The sequence below is a fragment of the Pantoea sp. 18059 genome (genome assembly GCF_902706165.1).
Taxonomy (GTDB): Bacteria; Pseudomonadota; Gammaproteobacteria; order Enterobacterales; family Enterobacteriaceae; genus Pantoea; species Pantoea agglomerans.
Genome location: NZ_CACSJS010000002.1, coordinates 537,828 through 556,057 on the forward strand (window position 1 = coordinate 537,828; position 18,230 = coordinate 556,057).

At 55.4% G+C, this 18,230-nt stretch carries 17 protein-coding genes; 5 read left to right on the forward strand and 12 right to left on the reverse strand.

What is annotated here, in order from left to right:
- Nucleotides 1-592: 592 nt before the first annotated feature.
- Entirely contained in the window at nucleotides 593-1,552 is a 960-nt protein-coding gene (locus tag GVJ63_RS09270; RefSeq protein WP_122889188.1) for a DMT family transporter, read from the reverse strand.
- Between the two features lie 77 nt (nucleotides 1,553-1,629).
- Nucleotides 1,630-2,457, reverse strand: coding sequence for an AraC family transcriptional regulator (locus GVJ63_RS09275; RefSeq protein ID WP_122889187.1), 828 nt, complete (start codon nucleotides 2,455-2,457; stop codon nucleotides 1,630-1,632).
- Between the two features lie 120 nt (nucleotides 2,458-2,577).
- Between GVJ63_RS09275 and GVJ63_RS09280 the strand changes: the two genes are divergently transcribed.
- Nucleotides 2,578-3,099 carry an isochorismatase family protein gene (locus GVJ63_RS09280; protein WP_033770839.1) on the forward strand — a complete coding sequence of 174 codons (522 nt, stop codon included), beginning with the start codon at nucleotides 2,578-2,580 and terminating at the stop codon, nucleotides 3,097-3,099.
- A gap of 71 nt (nucleotides 3,100-3,170) precedes the next feature.
- On the opposite strand, the gene ssb1 is transcribed toward GVJ63_RS09280, so the two are convergent.
- On the reverse strand, nucleotides 3,171-3,734 hold the full coding sequence (gene ssb1, locus GVJ63_RS09285) for a single-stranded DNA-binding protein SSB1 (protein ID WP_010252180.1): 564 nt from the start codon (nucleotides 3,732-3,734) through the stop codon (nucleotides 3,171-3,173).
- A 224-nt stretch (nucleotides 3,735-3,958) separates the two neighbouring features.
- On the opposite strand from ssb1, the gene uvrA reads away from it, so the two are divergent.
- Nucleotides 3,959-6,787, forward strand: a complete 2,829-nt coding sequence (gene uvrA / locus GVJ63_RS09290; protein WP_010252182.1) for an excinuclease ABC subunit UvrA — start codon at nucleotides 3,959-3,961, stop codon at nucleotides 6,785-6,787.
- A 233-nt stretch (nucleotides 6,788-7,020) separates the two neighbouring features.
- Nucleotides 7,021-8,085, forward strand: coding sequence for an NAD(P)-dependent alcohol dehydrogenase (locus GVJ63_RS09295; RefSeq protein ID WP_010252184.1), 1,065 nt, complete (start codon nucleotides 7,021-7,023; stop codon nucleotides 8,083-8,085).
- A 52-nt stretch (nucleotides 8,086-8,137) separates the two neighbouring features.
- Here GVJ63_RS09295 and GVJ63_RS09300 read toward each other — a convergent pair whose 3' ends face one another.
- The 6 genes from GVJ63_RS09300 to dnaB all read right to left on the reverse strand — a co-directional run bounded on the left by GVJ63_RS09300 (nucleotide 8,138) and on the right by dnaB (nucleotide 13,106).
- A complete protein-coding gene (locus GVJ63_RS09300) occupies nucleotides 8,138-8,461 on the reverse strand; it encodes an MmcQ/YjbR family DNA-binding protein (protein WP_010252186.1) in 324 nt (107 codons plus the stop codon).
- The gene (locus GVJ63_RS09305; RefSeq protein WP_010252188.1) at nucleotides 8,461-8,880 is read right to left on the reverse strand and encodes a secondary thiamine-phosphate synthase enzyme YjbQ; all 420 of its coding nucleotides are present in this window, start codon (nucleotides 8,878-8,880) and stop codon (nucleotides 8,461-8,463) included. The genes GVJ63_RS09300 and GVJ63_RS09305 overlap by 1 nt, the downstream gene beginning before the upstream one ends.
- Nucleotides 8,881-9,001: 121 nt before the next feature.
- Nucleotides 9,002-10,195, reverse strand: a complete 1,194-nt coding sequence (locus GVJ63_RS09310; protein WP_159226749.1) for an amino acid aminotransferase — start codon at nucleotides 10,193-10,195, stop codon at nucleotides 9,002-9,004.
- A gap of 40 nt (nucleotides 10,196-10,235) precedes the next feature.
- Nucleotides 10,236-10,850 (reverse strand): YitT family protein, encoded by a 615-nt coding sequence (locus GVJ63_RS09315; protein WP_003855751.1) that lies wholly within the window; start codon nucleotides 10,848-10,850, stop codon nucleotides 10,236-10,238.
- A 240-nt stretch (nucleotides 10,851-11,090) separates the two neighbouring features.
- Entirely contained in the window at nucleotides 11,091-11,570 is a 480-nt protein-coding gene (locus tag GVJ63_RS09320; protein ID WP_010252196.1) for an Lrp/AsnC family transcriptional regulator, read from the reverse strand.
- Between the two features lie 129 nt (nucleotides 11,571-11,699).
- Nucleotides 11,700-13,106 (reverse strand): replicative DNA helicase, encoded by a 1,407-nt coding sequence (gene dnaB, locus GVJ63_RS09325; protein ID WP_010252197.1) that lies wholly within the window; start codon nucleotides 13,104-13,106, stop codon nucleotides 11,700-11,702.
- A 96-nt stretch (nucleotides 13,107-13,202) separates the two neighbouring features.
- Between dnaB and GVJ63_RS09330 the strand changes: the two genes are divergently transcribed.
- Nucleotides 13,203-14,186, forward strand: a complete 984-nt coding sequence (locus GVJ63_RS09330; RefSeq protein ID WP_010252198.1) for a quinone oxidoreductase — start codon at nucleotides 13,203-13,205, stop codon at nucleotides 14,184-14,186.
- Between the two features lie 210 nt (nucleotides 14,187-14,396).
- Here GVJ63_RS09330 and pspG read toward each other — a convergent pair whose 3' ends face one another.
- The 3 genes from pspG to GVJ63_RS09345 form a co-directional block, all read right to left on the reverse strand.
- Complete coding sequence (pspG, locus tag GVJ63_RS09335) at nucleotides 14,397-14,663, reverse strand: envelope stress response protein PspG (RefSeq protein WP_010252199.1); 267 nt, start codon at nucleotides 14,661-14,663, stop codon at nucleotides 14,397-14,399.
- A gap of 180 nt (nucleotides 14,664-14,843) precedes the next feature.
- Nucleotides 14,844-15,836, reverse strand: coding sequence for a tRNA dihydrouridine(20/20a) synthase DusA (gene dusA / locus GVJ63_RS09340; protein WP_010672214.1), 993 nt, complete (start codon nucleotides 15,834-15,836; stop codon nucleotides 14,844-14,846).
- A 107-nt stretch (nucleotides 15,837-15,943) separates the two neighbouring features.
- The gene (locus GVJ63_RS09345) at nucleotides 15,944-17,191 is read right to left on the reverse strand and encodes a conjugal transfer protein TraF (protein WP_061703543.1); all 1,248 of its coding nucleotides are present in this window, start codon (nucleotides 17,189-17,191) and stop codon (nucleotides 15,944-15,946) included.
- 450 nt (nucleotides 17,192-17,641) lie between these two features.
- Here GVJ63_RS09345 and zur point away from each other — a divergent pair, with 450 nt between their 5' ends.
- A complete protein-coding gene (zur, locus tag GVJ63_RS09350) occupies nucleotides 17,642-18,163 on the forward strand; it encodes a zinc uptake transcriptional repressor Zur (protein WP_089414668.1) in 522 nt (173 codons plus the stop codon).
- Nucleotides 18,164-18,230 lie beyond the last annotated feature (67 nt).

Genomic DNA, 18,230 nt, shown 5'->3' on the forward strand with positions numbered 1-18,230 from the left:
AGTTAATGCTGGACCTGACTCAAATTTTTGCGGCTGCGTTTAATTCCGGGGAATGGGTTAATGGCATATACTTTCTCCAGGATTAATCCAGGATAAATAGTTTATTGCTCCTTATCACTAACGTTATGTGTCTATCTTTTCGCTCTCTTCATTGCGCATCATTGATGCCAGAGATTAATCTTTAATTATTAACGCAGCGGCGGAGTTTTCTTACTCATTCATCACTAAGTGAAGTTAATAGTGGTTTTCTGCCTCCCTTTCTCAGGACCATACCGCAATAAAAAGCCGCTGATAAAAGCATAACGTCCATAATGCTGCGCGATTTTTCCTGATTAACGACCGATATCTGAACAGTTACCCGCTGCCAGCGCTGAACATGGCTATGTTCAGGAGACCATCAGTCCCGTTTTTTCACTGACAAACAGGGGATGAAAGAGGATTTCGGGGGTAAAGGCACGATTACGCAGAGGCATGAAATCGATTTCGCGGCACAAATCTGCCGCAGAGCGAGCAAATCGGGGTAGGGTTTAATCTTAAAAAGCCGCGCGGCGTGTTATCCGCGCGGCAGAGGTCTTTTGGCAATCTTCGCGGTTTACTCTTTAACCGCGACGACGAGAGGCTGCGGTTTAATGCGCATTGCCCACAGGACACCAGCCATCAGACAAATAATCCCCGTTACGGTGAGCAGGGGTGGCCAGCTTTGATACCAGAGAAAAGTCCACAACAGGCCGAAAAGGATCTCAAAAACAATCAGTGGCCCCATCAGTACGGTGGGCAGACGCTGGCTGGCAGCGTTCCAGCATAAGGTCCCCAGCCAGGAACAGAGCAGACCAATCGCCAGCATCAGGAAGATAAACACCGCAGGACGCGGCCCAAACGGCAGCGAAAAAGCCGGCTGTTGCCAGGCGAGCTGCGCGCTGACCAGCGCGTACATGATTAGCGCCATCGGCAGCGTCACGACTCCCTGCGCTGTTGCCCAGGTCGAGGGCCGCAGTTCGGGATGTGTACGCAGCCAGCGGGCATTGCGCAGCGGATACCAGGTCCAGCAGACCACAGCCAGCAGCGCCAGCGCGATACCGGTCAGATAACGGCTGAGATCAAGGGTGTGGCCCTGACTCTGTAGCTCCGCCGCATTCACGCAGAGTAATCCGGCCGCCATCATGACCAGTGCCGGAAACAGCCGCCGCCACGGCAGGCGTCCTTCAAGATGGCCGTAACAGAGATTGGCCGTCACAGCGATCACCACCGGCAGCGTGCCGATAATCATGGTGGAGACCGGCCCGCCAGTGCGCTGAATGGCGTTCGCCAGAAACGCATAGTAGAAGAGGTTTCCCACCAGCGAGAGCTTTACCGCCTCACGCCAGTCGGCCCGGGCCAGCTTGCGCAGGCGATGACGACCGTGCCAGGCCAGCGGCAGCGCAATCAGCCCAAATGCCACATAACGTCCCGCCGATTGCAGCGCGCCAGGATAGTCAGGCACCAGCAGCGGCCCGACAAAGATCAGCCCCCACAGCAGTCCGGCGGTGACGGCAAACATGACACCAGCAAACATAATTTCTTCCTTATATAGCTTTTTCGTTCAGTGTGGCGGGTTCGGGCGGGGAATGCTTGTAGCAGATTGCGGTGGTATCAGGGCTGGCGCACCTGCTTTTGATAGCGGCCCGGCGTGATGCCATAACGGTTTGCAAAGGCGCGGGTCAGATGGGCCTGATCGGTTAATCCCACCGCCGCCGCAACGCTGGCAGCCGCTTCACCCTGTGCCAGCCTTTGCTTGGCGTCGTAAAGCCGGAAAGCCATCAGCATCTGATGCGGCGTAACGTGATAGTGCTGACGAAAGGCGCGTAAGAAGTGCCACGGCGAAAGCGAGGCCAGCGCCGCCAGCTCATCCAGCCGCACCGGTTCTGCGAGGTTTGCGCGCAGAAAATCTCTTACCTGATCAAAACGATGCCGTGCATCCGGTCTGCCCTGTGAGGACATGCGTGCCAGCGGACGAATCTGCAACAGCAGTTCAGCCAGCAGGCTCTGGCGCGCCAGTGGTGATTCCGCCTGCCAGAGTGTCGCCAGCGTGCGGGAGAGCGGCCGCGCCACGCGCGGATCGGTCAACAGCGCCTCGTTGAACCACCAGCCGCGATCGCCGGTCAGTTCATCCATCAGCTGCGGCTGAATGTAGATCATCTGGTAGCGCCAGCCCTCTTCACACGCTGACTCACCGGTATGCAGCTCATCCGGATTCATCATGACCAGCGAGTTCTCCGGCGCAGTATATTCGGTGCCGCGGTAGCGAAAGCGTTGCGCACCCGCTTCAATGGTGCCGATACCAAAGGCTTCATGGGTATGGGGTTCAAATGCGTAGCGGGAGATGTGGGCCTGATAGAGTTCCACACCGGGCAGCTCGGCGAGTTGCTGAAACCGGGCGCGGTCTTTCTCAGAGGGAAAACTCGCCGGAACACCTTCCACTTCTCTCTCCTTATTTAACCAGTCGGTTTAGCATGCCTGTGACAGGGGGGAAAATGCAAAAGATTGCTTTCCGCAATGCCTCAGGTAACACTGCTTTTTTCAAACCGGATGGGATTAAGCATGGCACAGCGGGTAGTCGTGGTCATTGATATGCAGAATGGCGTCTTCAGCACGCCACGCTTCGACACAGCGGGAAGGATTGCACAGATTAACCGGCTGACCGAACGCGCCGATATCACAATATTTATCCAGCACCGCGAAGGCGAGATGTGCGAGGGTAATGCGGCTTTCGGGCTGCTGCCGGAAATCGCTCAGCCTGCTGGCGCACACTATGTGACCAAAACTGCCTGCGACAGCTTCTGGCACACCGACCTGGCCACGCTGTTAAAGAGGCTGGCGGTAGAGGAATTTGTGGTGTGCGGTTGTGCCACTGACTACTGCCTGGATACCACGATAAAAGTCGGTGCCAGTGCGGGCTATGCGATTACCGTTGCCGCCGATGCGCACACCACGGCAGATCGCCGCTGGGTCAGCGCCGAAGCACTGATTAACCAGCACAATGATGTGTGGGCCTCACTGCTGATCCCCGGCAACGTGCCACGTGTGCTGAGCACGGAGGCGATTCTGGCGGAATGGTCGTAGCTGGCCGCCAGACGCCGCGCATAAAAAAAGCCCGCAAAGCGGGCTTTTTTTGTACTCTCTGGCCAACGGAATCAGAACGGAATATCGTCGTCGAAATCCATTGGTGGTTCGTTGTTGTTGCTGGCCGGCGCGCTCTGTGGCTGCGGCTGCGGACGGGACTGCGCGCCGCCACTGAACTGGTTATTGTTGCCCTGCGGCTGCTGCGGCTGACCCCAGCCATTGTTGTTGCCACCGCCCTGCGCGCCACCACCGGCTGGAGCGCCTGCACCGGCATTACCGCCCTGCTGACGGCCACCCAGCATCTGCATGGTACCACCAACGTTGACCACGACTTCGGTGGTGTAACGCTCCTGGCCACCCTGATCCTGCCATTTACGGGTGCGCAGCTGGCCTTCGATATAGACCTGCGACCCTTTTTTCAGGTATTCACCCGCGACTTCAGCCAGTTTGCCAAACAGCACCACACGGTGCCACTCAGTGATCTCTTTGTTTTCACCGGTCTGCTTGTCGCGCCAGCTTTCCGACGTAGCCAGCGTAATGTTGGCAACAGCGCCACCATTTGGCATATAACGTACTTCCGGATCCTGACCCAGATTCCCGACAAGAATCACTTTGTTAACGCCACGACTGGCCATGTTGCTGTCTCCCGATGAGTTAATGCATACAGTCTAATCTATCAATTCTAACACGTCCTGCGGTCTGTTTCCCACTTTCGAGCGGGGTTCCAGTTTTAATACTCTGCGCGCCAGAGGCTAAGAGTACTGGATATTTATTCAGTCTATTTTTTGTGCCATAATGACACGTTTATTCTGGCCGTGTCGGCAAGGCGCGGTGAGTGCTGCTAATCCGGGAAAGGTGAATGGATAAGATCGAAGTTCGTGGTGCCCGCACCCATAATTTGAAAAACATCAACCTGACCATCCCACGCGACAAACTCATTGTGGTAACCGGCCTGTCAGGTTCCGGTAAATCCTCACTGGCGTTTGATACGCTGTATGCGGAAGGTCAGCGCCGCTATGTGGAGTCGCTCTCTGCGTATGCGCGCCAGTTTCTTTCGTTAATGGAGAAGCCCGACGTCGATCATATCGAAGGTTTGTCGCCCGCCATTTCCATTGAACAGAAATCCACCTCGCACAACCCACGCTCGACCGTGGGAACCATCACCGAGATTCATGATTACCTGCGTCTGCTGTTTGCCCGCGTTGGCGAACCGCGCTGCCCGGATCATGATGTGCCGCTGGCGGCGCAGACCGTCAGCCAGATGGTCGATCAGGTGCTCTCCCAGCCGGAAGGCCGTCGCCTGATGCTGCTGGCGCCGGTGGTGAAAGATCGTAAGGGTGAGCACACCAAAACGCTGGAGAATCTGGCGACGCAAGGTTATATCCGTGCGCGTATTGATGGCGAAGTGTGTGACCTCTCCGATCCGCCAAAACTCGAGCTGCAGAAGAAGCACACCATTGAAGTGGTGATTGACCGCTTTAAAGTGCGTGAAGATCTCGCGACCCGCCTGGCGGAATCGTTTGAGACCACGCTGGAGCTCTCCGGCGGGACGGCCATCGTGGCGGACATGGATGACAGCGCCGCAGAAGAGCTGCTCTTCTCGGCTAACTTCGCCTGCCCGATCTGTGGTTACAGCATGAGCGAGCTGGAGCCGCGCCTGTTCTCGTTTAACAACCCGGCGGGCGCCTGTCCGACCTGTGACGGCCTTGGCGTACAGCAATATTTTGACCCTGACCGCGTGGTGCAGAATCCTGAACTCTCGCTGGCGGGCGGTGCAATCCGCGGCTGGGATCGCCGCAATTTCTACTACTTCCAGATGCTGCGTTCGCTGGCGGAACACCTCGATTTTGATATCGAAGCGTCGTTCGGCAGCCTGCCAGAAAACGTACAGAAAGTGATTCTGTACGGATCAGGCAAAGAGAGCATCGAATTTAAGTACATCAACGATCGCGGCGACACCTCGGTGCGCCGTCATCCATTTGAAGGGGTGCTCAATAACATGGAGCGCCGCTACAAAGAGACCGAGTCCTCAGCGGTACGCGAAGAGCTGGCGAAATTTATCAGCAACCGCGCCTGTGCCAGCTGTGAAGGAACCCGTCTGCGTCGTGAAGCGCGTCATGTCTTCGTGGAGAACACCACGCTGCCGACCATCTCTGAGATGAGCATCGGCCATGCGATGTCCTTCTTTGAAAACATGAAACTCAGCGGCCAGCGTGCGCAGATCGCCGAGAAAATTTTGAAAGAGATTGGCGATCGCCTGAGCTTCCTGGTCAACGTCGGCCTGAACTATCTTTCGATGTCGCGTTCCGCCGAGACCCTGTCCGGTGGTGAAGCACAGCGTATCCGTCTGGCCAGCCAGATCGGTGCCGGTCTGGTCGGCGTGATGTATGTGCTGGATGAGCCTTCAATCGGCCTGCACCAGCGCGACAACGAACGCCTGCTCGGCACCCTGATTCATCTGCGCGACCTCGGTAACACGGTGATCGTGGTTGAGCATGATGAAGATGCGATTCGTGCCGCTGACCATGTGATCGATATCGGTCCGGGTGCGGGCGTACATGGCGGCCAGGTGGTGGCTGAAGGCACGGTTGATCAGATCATGGCGCAGGAAGCGTCACTGACCGGCCAGTTCCTGAGCGGCAAGCGTGGCATTGCAGTGCCAGAGGAGCGCGTCAAAGGCGACCCGGCCAAAGTACTGAAGATTACCGGCGCACGCGGCAACAACCTCAAGGATGTCACGCTGACGCTGCCGGTCGGGCTGTTCACCTGTATTACCGGTGTTTCCGGCTCGGGTAAATCGACCCTGATCAACGATACGCTCTTCCCGATTGCCCAGCGGGCGCTGAACGGCGCGACCATCGCCGAACCGGCACCTTACCGTGACGTGGCGGGACTGGAGCACTTCGACAAAGTAATCGACATCGACCAGAGCCCGATTGGTCGTACACCGCGCTCCAACCCGGCCACCTACACCGGCATCTTCACCCCGGTGCGTGAACTGTTTGCGGGCGTGCCGGAAGCGCGTTCACGCGGCTATAATCCGGGCCGCTTCAGCTTTAACGTGCGTGGCGGTCGCTGTGAAGCCTGTCAGGGCGATGGCGTGCTGAAAGTCGAAATGCACTTCCTGCCGGACATTTATGTGCCGTGCGATCAGTGCAAAGGCAAACGCTATAACCGTGAAACGCTGGAAGTGAAGTACAAAGGCAAGAGCATTCACGAAGTGCTGGAAATGACCATCGAAGAGGCACGTGAGTTCTTCGATGCGGTGCCGGCGCTGGCGCGTAAGTTGCAGACGCTGATCGATGTGGGTCTCACCTACATCCGCCTCGGTCAGTCCGCGACCACTCTTTCCGGCGGTGAAGCCCAGCGCGTGAAGCTGGCGCGTGAGCTGTCGAAGCGTGGCACCGGTCAGACACTCTACATTCTGGATGAGCCGACCACCGGCCTGCACTTTGCCGATATCCAGCAGCTGCTGGAAGTGCTGCATAAGCTGCGCGATCAGGGCAACACCATCGTGGTGATTGAGCACAACCTGGATGTGGTCAAAACTGCAGACTGGATTGTCGACCTGGGTCCGGAAGGCGGCAGCGGCGGCGGTGAAATCCTGGTGGCTGGTACGCCAGAAACCGTGGCGGAGTGTGAGAAATCACATACCGCGCGCTTCCTGAAGCCACTGTTACAGAAGTAATTCTGTCAGGCCCGCCGCGTGCGGGCCTTTTACTCTCCCCTGTCGATTCAGCCAGAAAATTGCAGAATCAGGCAAGATTCAGACATGTATAGGCATATACGCTTTTCCCCACGCTGACTATCCTTAAGCGGTTCCTCTTTGGCACGCCCCTGGCGTCGCCCTGTTTTCGCAGCACATCAACGCTGCTGCACTTCATCGAATAACACTCACGACACATCGAAACTGGAGACACCATGAATATTACGCATGCGTATGCTGCTCAGGATGCAAAATCCAAACTGGCACCGTTCGATTTTAAGCCGCGTGAGCTGCGCGCCCATGACGTTCAGCTTGAGGTGCTGTTCTGTGGCGTTTGCCACTCAGACCTGCATCAGGCCCGTAATGAGTGGAAAAACACCATTTTTCCCGTGGTTCCGGGCCATGAAATTGTCGGTCGCGTCACGGCCGTTGGCCCGCAGACGCAGAAATACAAAGTCGGCGATCTGGTCGGCGTAGGCTGCATGGTCGATTCGTGCCGCAGCTGTCCGAGCTGTCAGCAGGGTCTGGAGCAGTATTGTGAAAACGGCTTTGTTGGCACCTATAACGGTGAAGATCGTGAAACCGGCGCCATTACCTACGGCGGTTACTCAACGTCGATGGTGGTTGATGAGAGCTTTGTGCTGCGCATTCCCGAGAACCTGGAGCTGGCGGGCGTGGCACCGCTGCTGTGTGCCGGTATCACCACTTACTCGCCGCTGCGCCACTGGAATGTCGGCCCGGGCAAGAAAGTGGGTATCGTAGGCTTAGGCGGCCTGGGCCATATGGGCGTGAAAATTGCCCATGCCATGGGCGCACATGTGGTGCTGTTCACCACCTCGCCTTCCAAAATTGAAGATGGCAAACGTCTGGGTGCCGATGAAGTCGTGATCTCTAAAGATGCGGAGCAGATGGCGCAGCACGCCAACAGCTTCGACTTCATTCTGAATACCGTGGCGGCTCAGCACGATCTCAACCCCTTCATCACCCTGCTGAAGCTGGATGGCAACATGACGCTGGTGGGTGCACCGGAGCACGATCACCCGGCACCGCAGGTATTTAACCTGATCTTCAAGCGTCGCAGCATCGCCGGTTCACTGATTGGCGGCATCGCAGAGACCCAGGAGATGCTCGATTTCTGTGGTGAGCACGGCATTACGTCAGACATTGAACTGATCGCGATGGACCAGATCAATGAAGCCTATGAGCGCATGCTGAAAAGCGATGTGAAATACCGCTTCGTTATCGACATCAATACCCTGCGCGAGCAACCTGCCGCGTAACCCGCTGTCTCTGAAACCCTCTTGCTCAGGTAAGAGGGTTTTTTATTGCCGTTTAGCGGGCCGTCGCAACCTGCTGGAATGAGGCATCGACCAGATAGTAGATCTGCGAATCTTTCAGCGAACCGTCCAGGAACAGCGTGCTCCAGTGTGACTTGTTCAGATGCTCGCTGGGAATAATATCGCTATGCTCTTCGCGCAGTAATTCGGCCAGCGCAGGCGTCGATTTCAGCGATACCGCTGGTCGCCCTTTCGCCTCATGTACCATCGCAAACAGCACGCCGTTGCTTTTAATCTGCGTGGCTTTCCAGTCACTGTGGACGCTCTGCTCCGCGCCCGGCTTGCTCATGCAATAGGTCAGTAAGTCTGAGTTATTCATTACGATTCCCCTTGTAAAGTGGCGACAATCCGCCTGGCACCGCCCTCAATGCGATGCTCGCCCAGCCAGATACCCTGCCAGGTGCCCAGCACCAGACGTCCCCGCTGAACCGGTAATAACAACGAAACCCCTAAGATCGACGATTTGATGTGCGCCGGCATATCATCACGCCCTTCGTAATCGTGCTGATAAGGCGCATTCTCCGGCACGTGCCGCATGAAATGCTGCTCCATGTCGCTGCGCACCGTCGGGTCGCAATTCTCATTTAAGGTTAACGACGCCGAAGTGTGCTGCAACAGCAGATGCAGCAGACCGGTTTTGATATCACGCAGTCCGGAGAGCGAGTTCACGATCTCATCGGTGACCAGATGAAACCCGCGCGGCTTCGCGCTCAGCGTAATAGTTTGTTGATGCCACATAGCTTATTCCTGAAACGGTTACCCCGTTTAAGTGTGCAGCATGTCGCCGAAAGGTAAACCCTGACCCATAAAAAAACCGCCAGAGAGCACCCTGACGGTTTTTTTTACAGCCTGGCGGCCGTTACATCACGGCGGCAAACGCTTCAGCCACCTGATGCACATTTTTGCTGTTCAGACCGGCCACACACATGCGGCCGCTGCCCACCAGATAGATGCCAAATTCGTTGCGCAGACGATCGACCTGCTGCGCACTCAGGCCGGTGTAGCTGAACATGCCACGCTGCTTCAGCAGGTAGTCGAAGTTTTTACCTGGCAGTGCAGTGCTCAGCACGTCCACCAGCGACTGACGCATGTCCAGAATGCGTAAGCGCATCGCTTCCACTTCAGCCAGCCAGCTGGCTTTCAACTCGTCATCGTTGAGTACGCGCGCGACAACCTGCGCACCGAAATTCGGCGGGCTGGAGTAGTTGCGGCGAACCGTGGCTTTTAACTGGCCCAGCACACGCGCTGACTCTCCGGCGCTGTCACAGACGATAGAGAGACCGCCCACGCGCTCGCCATAGAGCGAGAAAATTTTGGAGAAGGAGTTGCTCACCAGGGCTGGCAGGCCCGCCGCCGCGACCGCGCGCAACGCATAGGCATCCTGCTGCATGCCGGCCCCAAAGCCCTGATAGGCGATATCCAGGAATGGAATCAGCTGCTGTGCTTTCAGCACCTCAACGGTCTGATCCCACTGCGCATCGGTCAGGTCAGCACCGGTCGGGTTATGACAGCAGGGATGCAGCAGCACGACGCTCTGCGCTGGCAGGGTTTTCAGGGTGCTGATAAAGGCATCAAACCGCACGCCGTGGGTCTCTGCGTCATACCAGGGATAGGTATTTACCTCAAAACCTGCACCATTAAAAATCGCGACGTGGTTTTCCCAGGTCGGATCGCTGACCCAGACCGCAGACTGCGGGAAGTAGCGCTTAAGGAAATCCGCGCCCACTTTCAGCGCGCCAGAACCGCCCAGCGTCTGAATAGAGGCGATACGGCCCGCGTTTAACACCGGATGATCGGCACCAAACAGCAGCGGTGCAATCGCACTACGGTAGCTGTTCAGCCCTTCCATTGGCAGATAGAGTGATGCCTGATGCGGCTCAGCATAGATCTGCTCTTCGGCAGCGGCTACAGCCTTCAGCTGCGGGATGATGCCCTTTTCGTCGTAATAGAGGCCGATACTCAGGTTAACTTTGTGTTCGCGTGGGTCTTGTTTGAAGGCTTCCATCAACGACAGAATCGGATCGCCAGCATAGGCATCAACGTTTTGAAACACGGTGTAGGTCTCCATGATTGGTCCAGAGGGAAGATGCGGATTAAACCCGATAGCGTCCCGGACGGTGGTTCATTGCAATAATCAGATTCAGGATCACCGCACCCGCAATCGACGCGAGCAGGATGGGGCCACTCACCACAAAGAGTGACGCCAGCACGACGCAGGTATCGACGGCCATTTGCAGTTTCCCCGCGCGGATCCCAAAGCGATCCTGTAGCCACAGCGCCAGAATATTGATGCCGCCCAGGCTCGCCTTATGACGAAATAACACTATAAACCCGATTCCCATGATGACGTTACCGAACAGTGTCGCATAGAAGGGGTTAAGGTCAGAAAAGTGGACGAACAGCGGGTGCAGCTGGGTAAACAGCGACACCAGACCGACGGCGCAGAAGGTTTTCAGCGTAAATTCCCAGCCCATGCGTTTTACCGCCAGCCAGTAAAAAGGGATATTGATCAGGAAGAACGCGCTGCCGAACGAAAGCGGCGACAGGTAGCTGATCAGAAAGGCGATGCCTGCGGTGCTGCCGGTCAGCGCCCCCGCCTGTTTCAGCATAATGACGCCGAACGAGACCATCAGGGTGCCAAGCACCATCGCCAGCGCATCTTCAATGCGCGAATGCGGGACGCGGGAGGGTTCTGCGATGTTATCCATGGGGTTTTCTCAGGGCAAATGATGCGGTTTCGATGCAAAAAACGCACCATCGCCACAGCACTGAACTGCTGTAAACCGGGTGCCAGCGATATCCCATTGATATCTAAGGCGATTTAAAACAGAACTTTGTGCATAAATGCCGGCTGATACCGTCAACCTATGCGTTAAAGTCCGTTTCTATGCACACTCTTCGCATTAATTGCCGCAAGTGTGCACCAAAATCGCACAGCGCGCACCTTTTTAGCGCGTCTTCTGCTCAGGCAGCATCATCAGCCCGTTCTCTTTCATGCGTCCCAGCACTACCGAGGTTTTCACATGGGAAACGCTCTGGTGGCCCGCGACTAACTGGCTGATTAACGCACTAAGGGAATTGAGATCGGCCACCGCCACTTTAAGCAGATAGTCCGCATCGCCGGTGGTTTTATAGGCATCCACGATCGCCTGCTCCTGCTCCACCATCCGGTGAAAGCTCTCGACATATTCTGCGGTGTGGTTAATTAAGCGCACCTCAATCAATCCCACCATGCCAAGCCCGATGGCATCGGGCGACAGCCGGGCATGATAACCCAGGATCAGATTAGCCTGTTCCAGATTGATACGTCGGCGGGAACATTGTGAGGCGGAAAGGCCGACCAGATCGCTGAGTTCCTGATTGGTCAGACGGCCGTTGGATTGTAATAAAGTCAGGATTTTAAGGTCGTAATCGTCTACGTGAGTCATTCCGTTTCCACAGCGTGATGGGCGTCGCTTTGTTACAGATAACCCGATAACCCGAGAGGTTGTCCAACACTATTTTGTGATGATGGGGGCTGTCATGCACAGATCGTGCATGACAGCACAAACCGGGGATTATTCGTCGTCGTATTGCGGGCCAGCGTAGTTGTCGAAGCGTGACCACTGACCGTTAAAGGTCAGGCGTACCGTACCGATCGGGCCGTTACGCTGTTTACCCAGAATGATCTCCGCGATCCCTTTAAGATCGCTGTTTTCGTGGTAAACCTCATCGCGATAGATAAACATGATCAAATCCGCATCCTGCTCGATCGAGCCCGATTCACGCAGATCCGAGTTGACCGGACGTTTATCGGCTCGCTGCTCCAGCGAGCGGTTAAGCTGCGACAGCGCCACAACCGGCACGTTCAGCTCTTTGGCCAGTGCTTTCAGCGAGCGGGAGATCTCAGCAATTTCCAGCGTACGGTTGTCCGACAGCGACGGCACGCGCATCAGCTGCAGATAGTCGATCATGATCATGCTTAATCCACCGTTTTCACGATAGATGCGTCGGGCGCGCGAACGCACTTCGGTGGGCGTCAGGCCGGAAGAGTCATCAATGTACATGTTCTTCTTCTCCAGCAGGATGCCCATGGTGCCGGAAATACGCGCCCAGTCCTCATCATCCAGCTGCCCGGTACGAATGCGGGTCTGATCGACGCGGGAGAGTGACGCCAGCATACGCATCATGATCTGCTCGCTGGGCATCTCCAGACTGAAGATCAGCACTGGTTTTTCCTGCAGCATGGCGGCGTTTTCGCACAGGTTCATCGCAAAGGTGGTTTTACCCATCGAAGGACGTGCTGCGACAATAATCAGATCAGAACCCTGCAGGCCCGCGGTCTTTTTATTCAGATCCTGATAGCCGGTATCGACGCCGGTGACGCCATCGTGCGGTGTCTGATAGAGCGATTCGATACGGGAAACGGTCGATTCCAGAATCTGCTCGATGTTTTTCGGGCCAGCATCCTTATCCGCGCGCGCTTCCGCAATTTTAAAGACGTTCGACTCCGCGAAGTCGAGCAGCTCTTCGCTGTTACGCCCCTGCGGATCATAACCGGCATCGGCAATCTGGTTAGCGACGGCGATCATCTCACGCACCACCGCACGTTCGCGCACGATGTCAGCATAGGCGCCGATGTTCGCCGCGCTCGGGGTGTTTTTCGCCAGTTCCGCCAGATAGGCGAAGCCGCCCGCCATCTCCAGTTCGCCACGGGTTTCCAGCGATTCGGAGAGCGTAATCAGGTCAATAGGTTTGCTGTTTTCCAGCAGCCGCTGCATCTCTGAAAAAATCAGCCGATGCGAGCGGTTGAAAAAATCATTCGCGACGACGCGCTCAGAGACATTGTCCCAGCGCTCGTTATCCAGCATTAACCCACCGAGCACCGACTGCTCCGCTTCCAGCGAATGCGGGGGCATTTTCACGCCTGCGAGCTGGCGATCCTGCGTTTCGTTCGATTTGTTGGTGGGTTTATTTCCTGCCATAGTGAATGCATTACCGATCTTCTGTGGGGACGCGCAAGTATACCTTAGTTGGGGTGCGTGCCTCACCCTCATGATGAAACAATCACAGGAGTCAGAATGGCAAAGCGTATTCAGTTCAGCGCACATGGCGGCCCGGACGTTTTAGAGTGGACAGATTTTGAACCTGCTGACCCGGCCGAACATGAAGTGCAGGTAGAACATCGCGCTATCGGGATTAATTACATCGATACCTATGTTCGCAGCGGGCTTTATCCGGTCGCCGCTTTTCCCTCTGGCCTGGGTACAGAAGCCGCAGGCGTGGTGTCGCGGGTTGGACGTGGCGTGACATTATTTAAGCCCGGCGATCGCGTGGTCTACTGTCTGGCGTCGATGGGAGCCTATAGCGAAGTGCACAACGTGGCGGAAGATCGCCTGATGCATCTCCCGGAGGCGATCAGCTTTGAGCAGGGCGCAGCCAGCTACCTGAAAGGGCTGACCACACAATATCTGCTGCGCCAGACCTATAAAATCAGCGCCGGTGAGACCTTCCTGTTTCATGCCGCAGCGGGCGGCGTCGGGTTAATTGCCTGTCAGTGGGCAAAAGCGCTGGGTGCCCATTTGATTGGAACGGTTGGGTCAGCAGAAAAGGCAGCGATGGCGAAGAAGGCCGGCGCCTGGGCGACGATTAACTACCGCGAAGAGAATATTGCGCAACGCGTCAGCGAACTGACCGACGGGAAAAAAGTGGGCGTAGTTTATGACTCCGTGGGCAAAGATACCTGGGAAGCATCGCTGGACTCATTGCGCCGTCATGGGCTGATGGTCAGTTTTGGCAATGCTTCGGGTCCGGTGACCGGGATTGATCTCGGCATTCTGAATAAGAAAGGCTCGCTGTTTGTGACCCGCCCTTCACTGTTTGGCTATATCACCAACCGCCAGGAGCTGGAAACCGCCAGTGCCGAGCTTTTCTCGCTGCTGGCGAGTGGCGCAATTAAAGTTGATGTACCGGAGCAGCAGAAGTTTGCGCTGAAAGAGGCCAGCAAAGCGCACCAGATGCTGGAGAGCCGCGCCACGCAGGGATCCTGTCTCTTAATTCCATAGTAGTGAGCAACAAAAAGGGCCTCCCGCGGGAAGCCCTTCTCTTTTTTTATTTTTTGTTCGCGCTGGTGTAGGGACAGCGGCGATGAATTCGTGTCGAGTCGATGGCACATCGATTTGACGACAGGCATCCTGCCAGAAAACATAAGTAAAAAATATGTTTAATTGCAGATCAGCCCTGACCAATCTCTCACACTGTGATCTTCACCGCATTTAGCGCCAGCCTTTGCGGTCTAACCTGTTGATCTTACGCCGCAGCTTGCGACGTGCTCGCTCATCGCTGTCGCCAAAAAAGGCACGATGCAGCCAGACCGCAATTACCGCCAGCACCAGCCACGGCAACACTTTAATAACAATTGCAAACAGTCCACCGACAAACATCACGATGGTTGCGACCACCAGTGCCGCCAGCACGCCTAACAGCGAAACGCCGGTCAGCAACAGCATCAGGAAAAACCCTAATACGAATAAAATTTCCACGTCAGCGCTCCTTTTTGATTCCGATTGTTATAGTTATTACAAAAAACGTGCCAATAGTTAACTCATTGATTTTCTGCTGATAAGAGATATACAGAAGAGCGCAACCTGGTGAGAAAAACCACATAGTGGCGTAAAAAAAACCAGCATTCAGAGCTGGTTTTTTCGGGTTCAGATGAGGCGTCAGGCTTCCTGCGGGATTTTATCGGCGACCAGCGCCAGCGCCGCTTCCAGCACACGAACATCAGCACCGGGTTTGTGGGCATTTTCACTCAGATGGCGTCGCCACTGGCGGGCGCCCGGGATCCCCTGGAACAGACCCAGCATATGGCGCGTGACATGTCCCAGATACGTCCCCTTTGCCAGTTCCGCTTCAATATAGGGATACATGGCGCGCACCACTTCAACCGGGTTCGCCGCCGGATGCTGACGACCAAACAATGTCTGATCGACCTGCGCCAGAATGCCGGGGTTTTGGTAGGCTTCACGTCCCATCATCACGCCGTCAAGGTGTTGCAGATGGATCTGTGCCTCTTCCAGGGTTTTCACGCCGCCATTGAGGGCAATGGTCAGTTGCGGAAAATCGCGTTTCAGCTGATAGACGCGGGGATAATCCAGCGGTGGAATCTCGCGGTTCTCTTTCGGGCTGAGGCCGGAGAGCCAGGCTTTACGCGCATGAATGATAAATGTCTCACACTCACCGCGTCCCGCCACGGTGCCGATAAAATCGGTCAGGAATTCATAGCTGTCCAGCTCATCGATACCAATGCGGGTTTTCACCGTGACCGGAATTGAAACCACGTCGCGCATCGCTTTAACGGCATCTGCGACCAGATTCGCCTCGGCCATCAGGCAGGCGCCGAAACGGCCATTCTGCACCCGATCAGAGGGACAGCCGACATTAAGATTCACTTCATCGTAGCCGCGCTGCTCTGCCAGCTTCGCGCACTGCGCCAGTGCCGCCGGATCGCTACCGCCAAGCTGCAACGCGACCGGATGCTCAGCCTCACTGTAAGCCAGGTAATCCCCTTTGCCATGAATGATTGCACCCGTGGTCACCATTTCGGTGTAGAGCAGCGTGTCACCGGTCAGCTGGCGATGAAAATAGCGACAGTGACGATCGGTCCAGTCGAGCATAGGGGCGATAGAGAAACGTTGCGAAGAGAAATTAGGCATGAAGCGCAGACAATCCGGTAATTAAGGGGTGATGGAATTCTGTGCAAGGATAACACAAGGGCGGGCGATAGTGCATCGCCCGCCCCCGAACAGTCTGAATAACGCGCTTAGAAGTTAAAGCCCAGCTGCATCATCGCGCCCCAGGTGTTGTTAGCACCTACAGAGCCCGCCAGATCCAGATGGACGGCTTTGTTAAACGGTGACAGACCAAAACCGGCCGTAGCGACATTTTCGTCATTAGAACGCATGTCCGCACGATAACCTGCACGCAGCTGCAGCCAGTCAAGTACGCGGTATTCCGCGCCCACTGCCGCATACTGGCTGTTATCCTGAGTTTTGAAGCGTTTGGTTTCAGTCAGATCCACATCGCCCGTCACGGTAAACGGACCTTTATCCCAGGCCAGACCGGTGGTGACCAGCGGGCGAATCTGGTAGGTGTCGCGGAAACCATTGACCTCTTTGGTCTGCAGATCGCGAGAAACCAGGTTCTGTCCGGTTACACCCAGCGTCCAGTTTTCAGCAAAGGTGGTCGCCAGACCGGCATCAACGTTAAAGCCGGTGTCGGTGCTGCGATACTGGCTGTTATTGATGTCACTTTTGTCGTAGTTGTAAATACTGGCGGTGTAGTTATAGAGCCAGGTTTTCTGCACTTTCGGTGTGACGCCTACCGATACTGGCTGACCAGCGATGGTGAACTCATGCGCCACCGCAACACCATAATCGGTGACCAGCGCCGCTAAGCCATTCGCGCTGGAGCGCAGGTTATTTTGATCGCCAGGACGAGGAAACGCCCCGTTTTCTATACTGCGCAGGTAGTCAATATCACTCTGTACCACGTTAGCGCGGACGTGCGCTGTACCGTAGGCCTTAGTAATAAAGGCGAAAGGCAGAGTGTCGTTGGGGATGGTAACGGCCACGGCCGCGCCGGCAGAACCGTCTGCTTTGTTACCGCGCAAATCGCTTAGCTTATTTGCCACATCACCTGAGGCCGCGCGCAATTCAGAGTTAGCACGGAAGAAATCTGCTGGTGTGAGGTTACCCAGCACCGTGCGGTAACGGTCCACGGTGTCGGTAATATCATCCACTTTATCTATCAGCTTATCTTTGTCAGTCACCTGAATGCCCGCTGAGGGAAAAATAATGCTGACGCTATCGTCGGGTTTGGCGCGCGTCATTAATGCCGGGTTCGCCAGCACTGCGGAGCCATAAAGAGAAGATGCTACGCCGGTGCCGCCCATGGCGTCATTACGTGCATCATACCAGGTCCCTGCCGCCATGGCGGAAGAAGAAAGGAAAAGCGCGGTCGTTGCAGCCGTGTAGATCAGCGCTGAACGTTGAGCGGATTTTTTCACCATTTGCCTGCCATCACCTGAGAAATTGCCATTGAAACATTCAATGACTGAATAGTTTGTTAGCCCTATTGTGAACCCTGGCTAACGCGTTATTGCTGTGAATTCAAAGGAAACAGTGTCTTAATTCAAAGGATTGGACGTTTTCCAATCAAAAAACCGTTGTAATTGTTCAAACTGCATTGGGATATTTCAAATAATGCCAGACTTTTCTTAAGTCTTTCTGAACATTACTTCTTAACTCAGTGAGATGCAAAGCAAAATGCCAACAAATTCCGCTTCAGGTGGATTCAGAATGGATCTGATTTATCGTCAGATTTGAGATAGAAGACGGCTTAAATTCTGAATGTGCTGCTTTATCAGGCAAATGATGCTGTTTTTTCAGACGAAAACCAACCTCAGCGCCGCGAAACTATGTGTGATAAAATAACATCACTTATCCAGCGGAGAATTTTCATGACAAACATGACGTCGCAGCAAATTTTGATTCAGGCCGAAAAGATGTGCCTGCAGCGCGGTGTGCGTCTGACTTCGCAGCGTGCTGAAGTGTTGCGCCTGATGGCCGAGCAGCCTGGCTCGATCAGCGCCTACGATCTGCTGGATCAACTCCGGGTCAGCGAGCCACAGGCCAAGCCACCCACGGTTTACCGGGCGCTCGATTTCCTGCTGGAGCAGGGTTTCATTCATCGGGTGGAATCCAACAACAGCTACGTCATGTGTCACCATTTTGAGGCACCAGCACATACATCGGTGATGCTGGTCTGTGACCGCTGTGCCGCCGTTACAGAGAAGCAGGCGCAGGGCGTAGAGAAGATTATTGCTGGTCTGGCAGGTGAAGCGCAGTTTGTATTACGCCACAGCGTGATTGAAGCGCATGGTTTATGTGAAAATTGTGCTGCGGTTGAAGCCTGTACGCACCATGAAAGCTGCGAGCATGACCATCAGGATGAGGGTAAAAAGCGGGGGAAACGCGGGTAATCGGCACATCCTTGTGCGGTTCCGGTGAGGGCCCACCGGAACGCATTCAGCTGATTATCAAGCTATT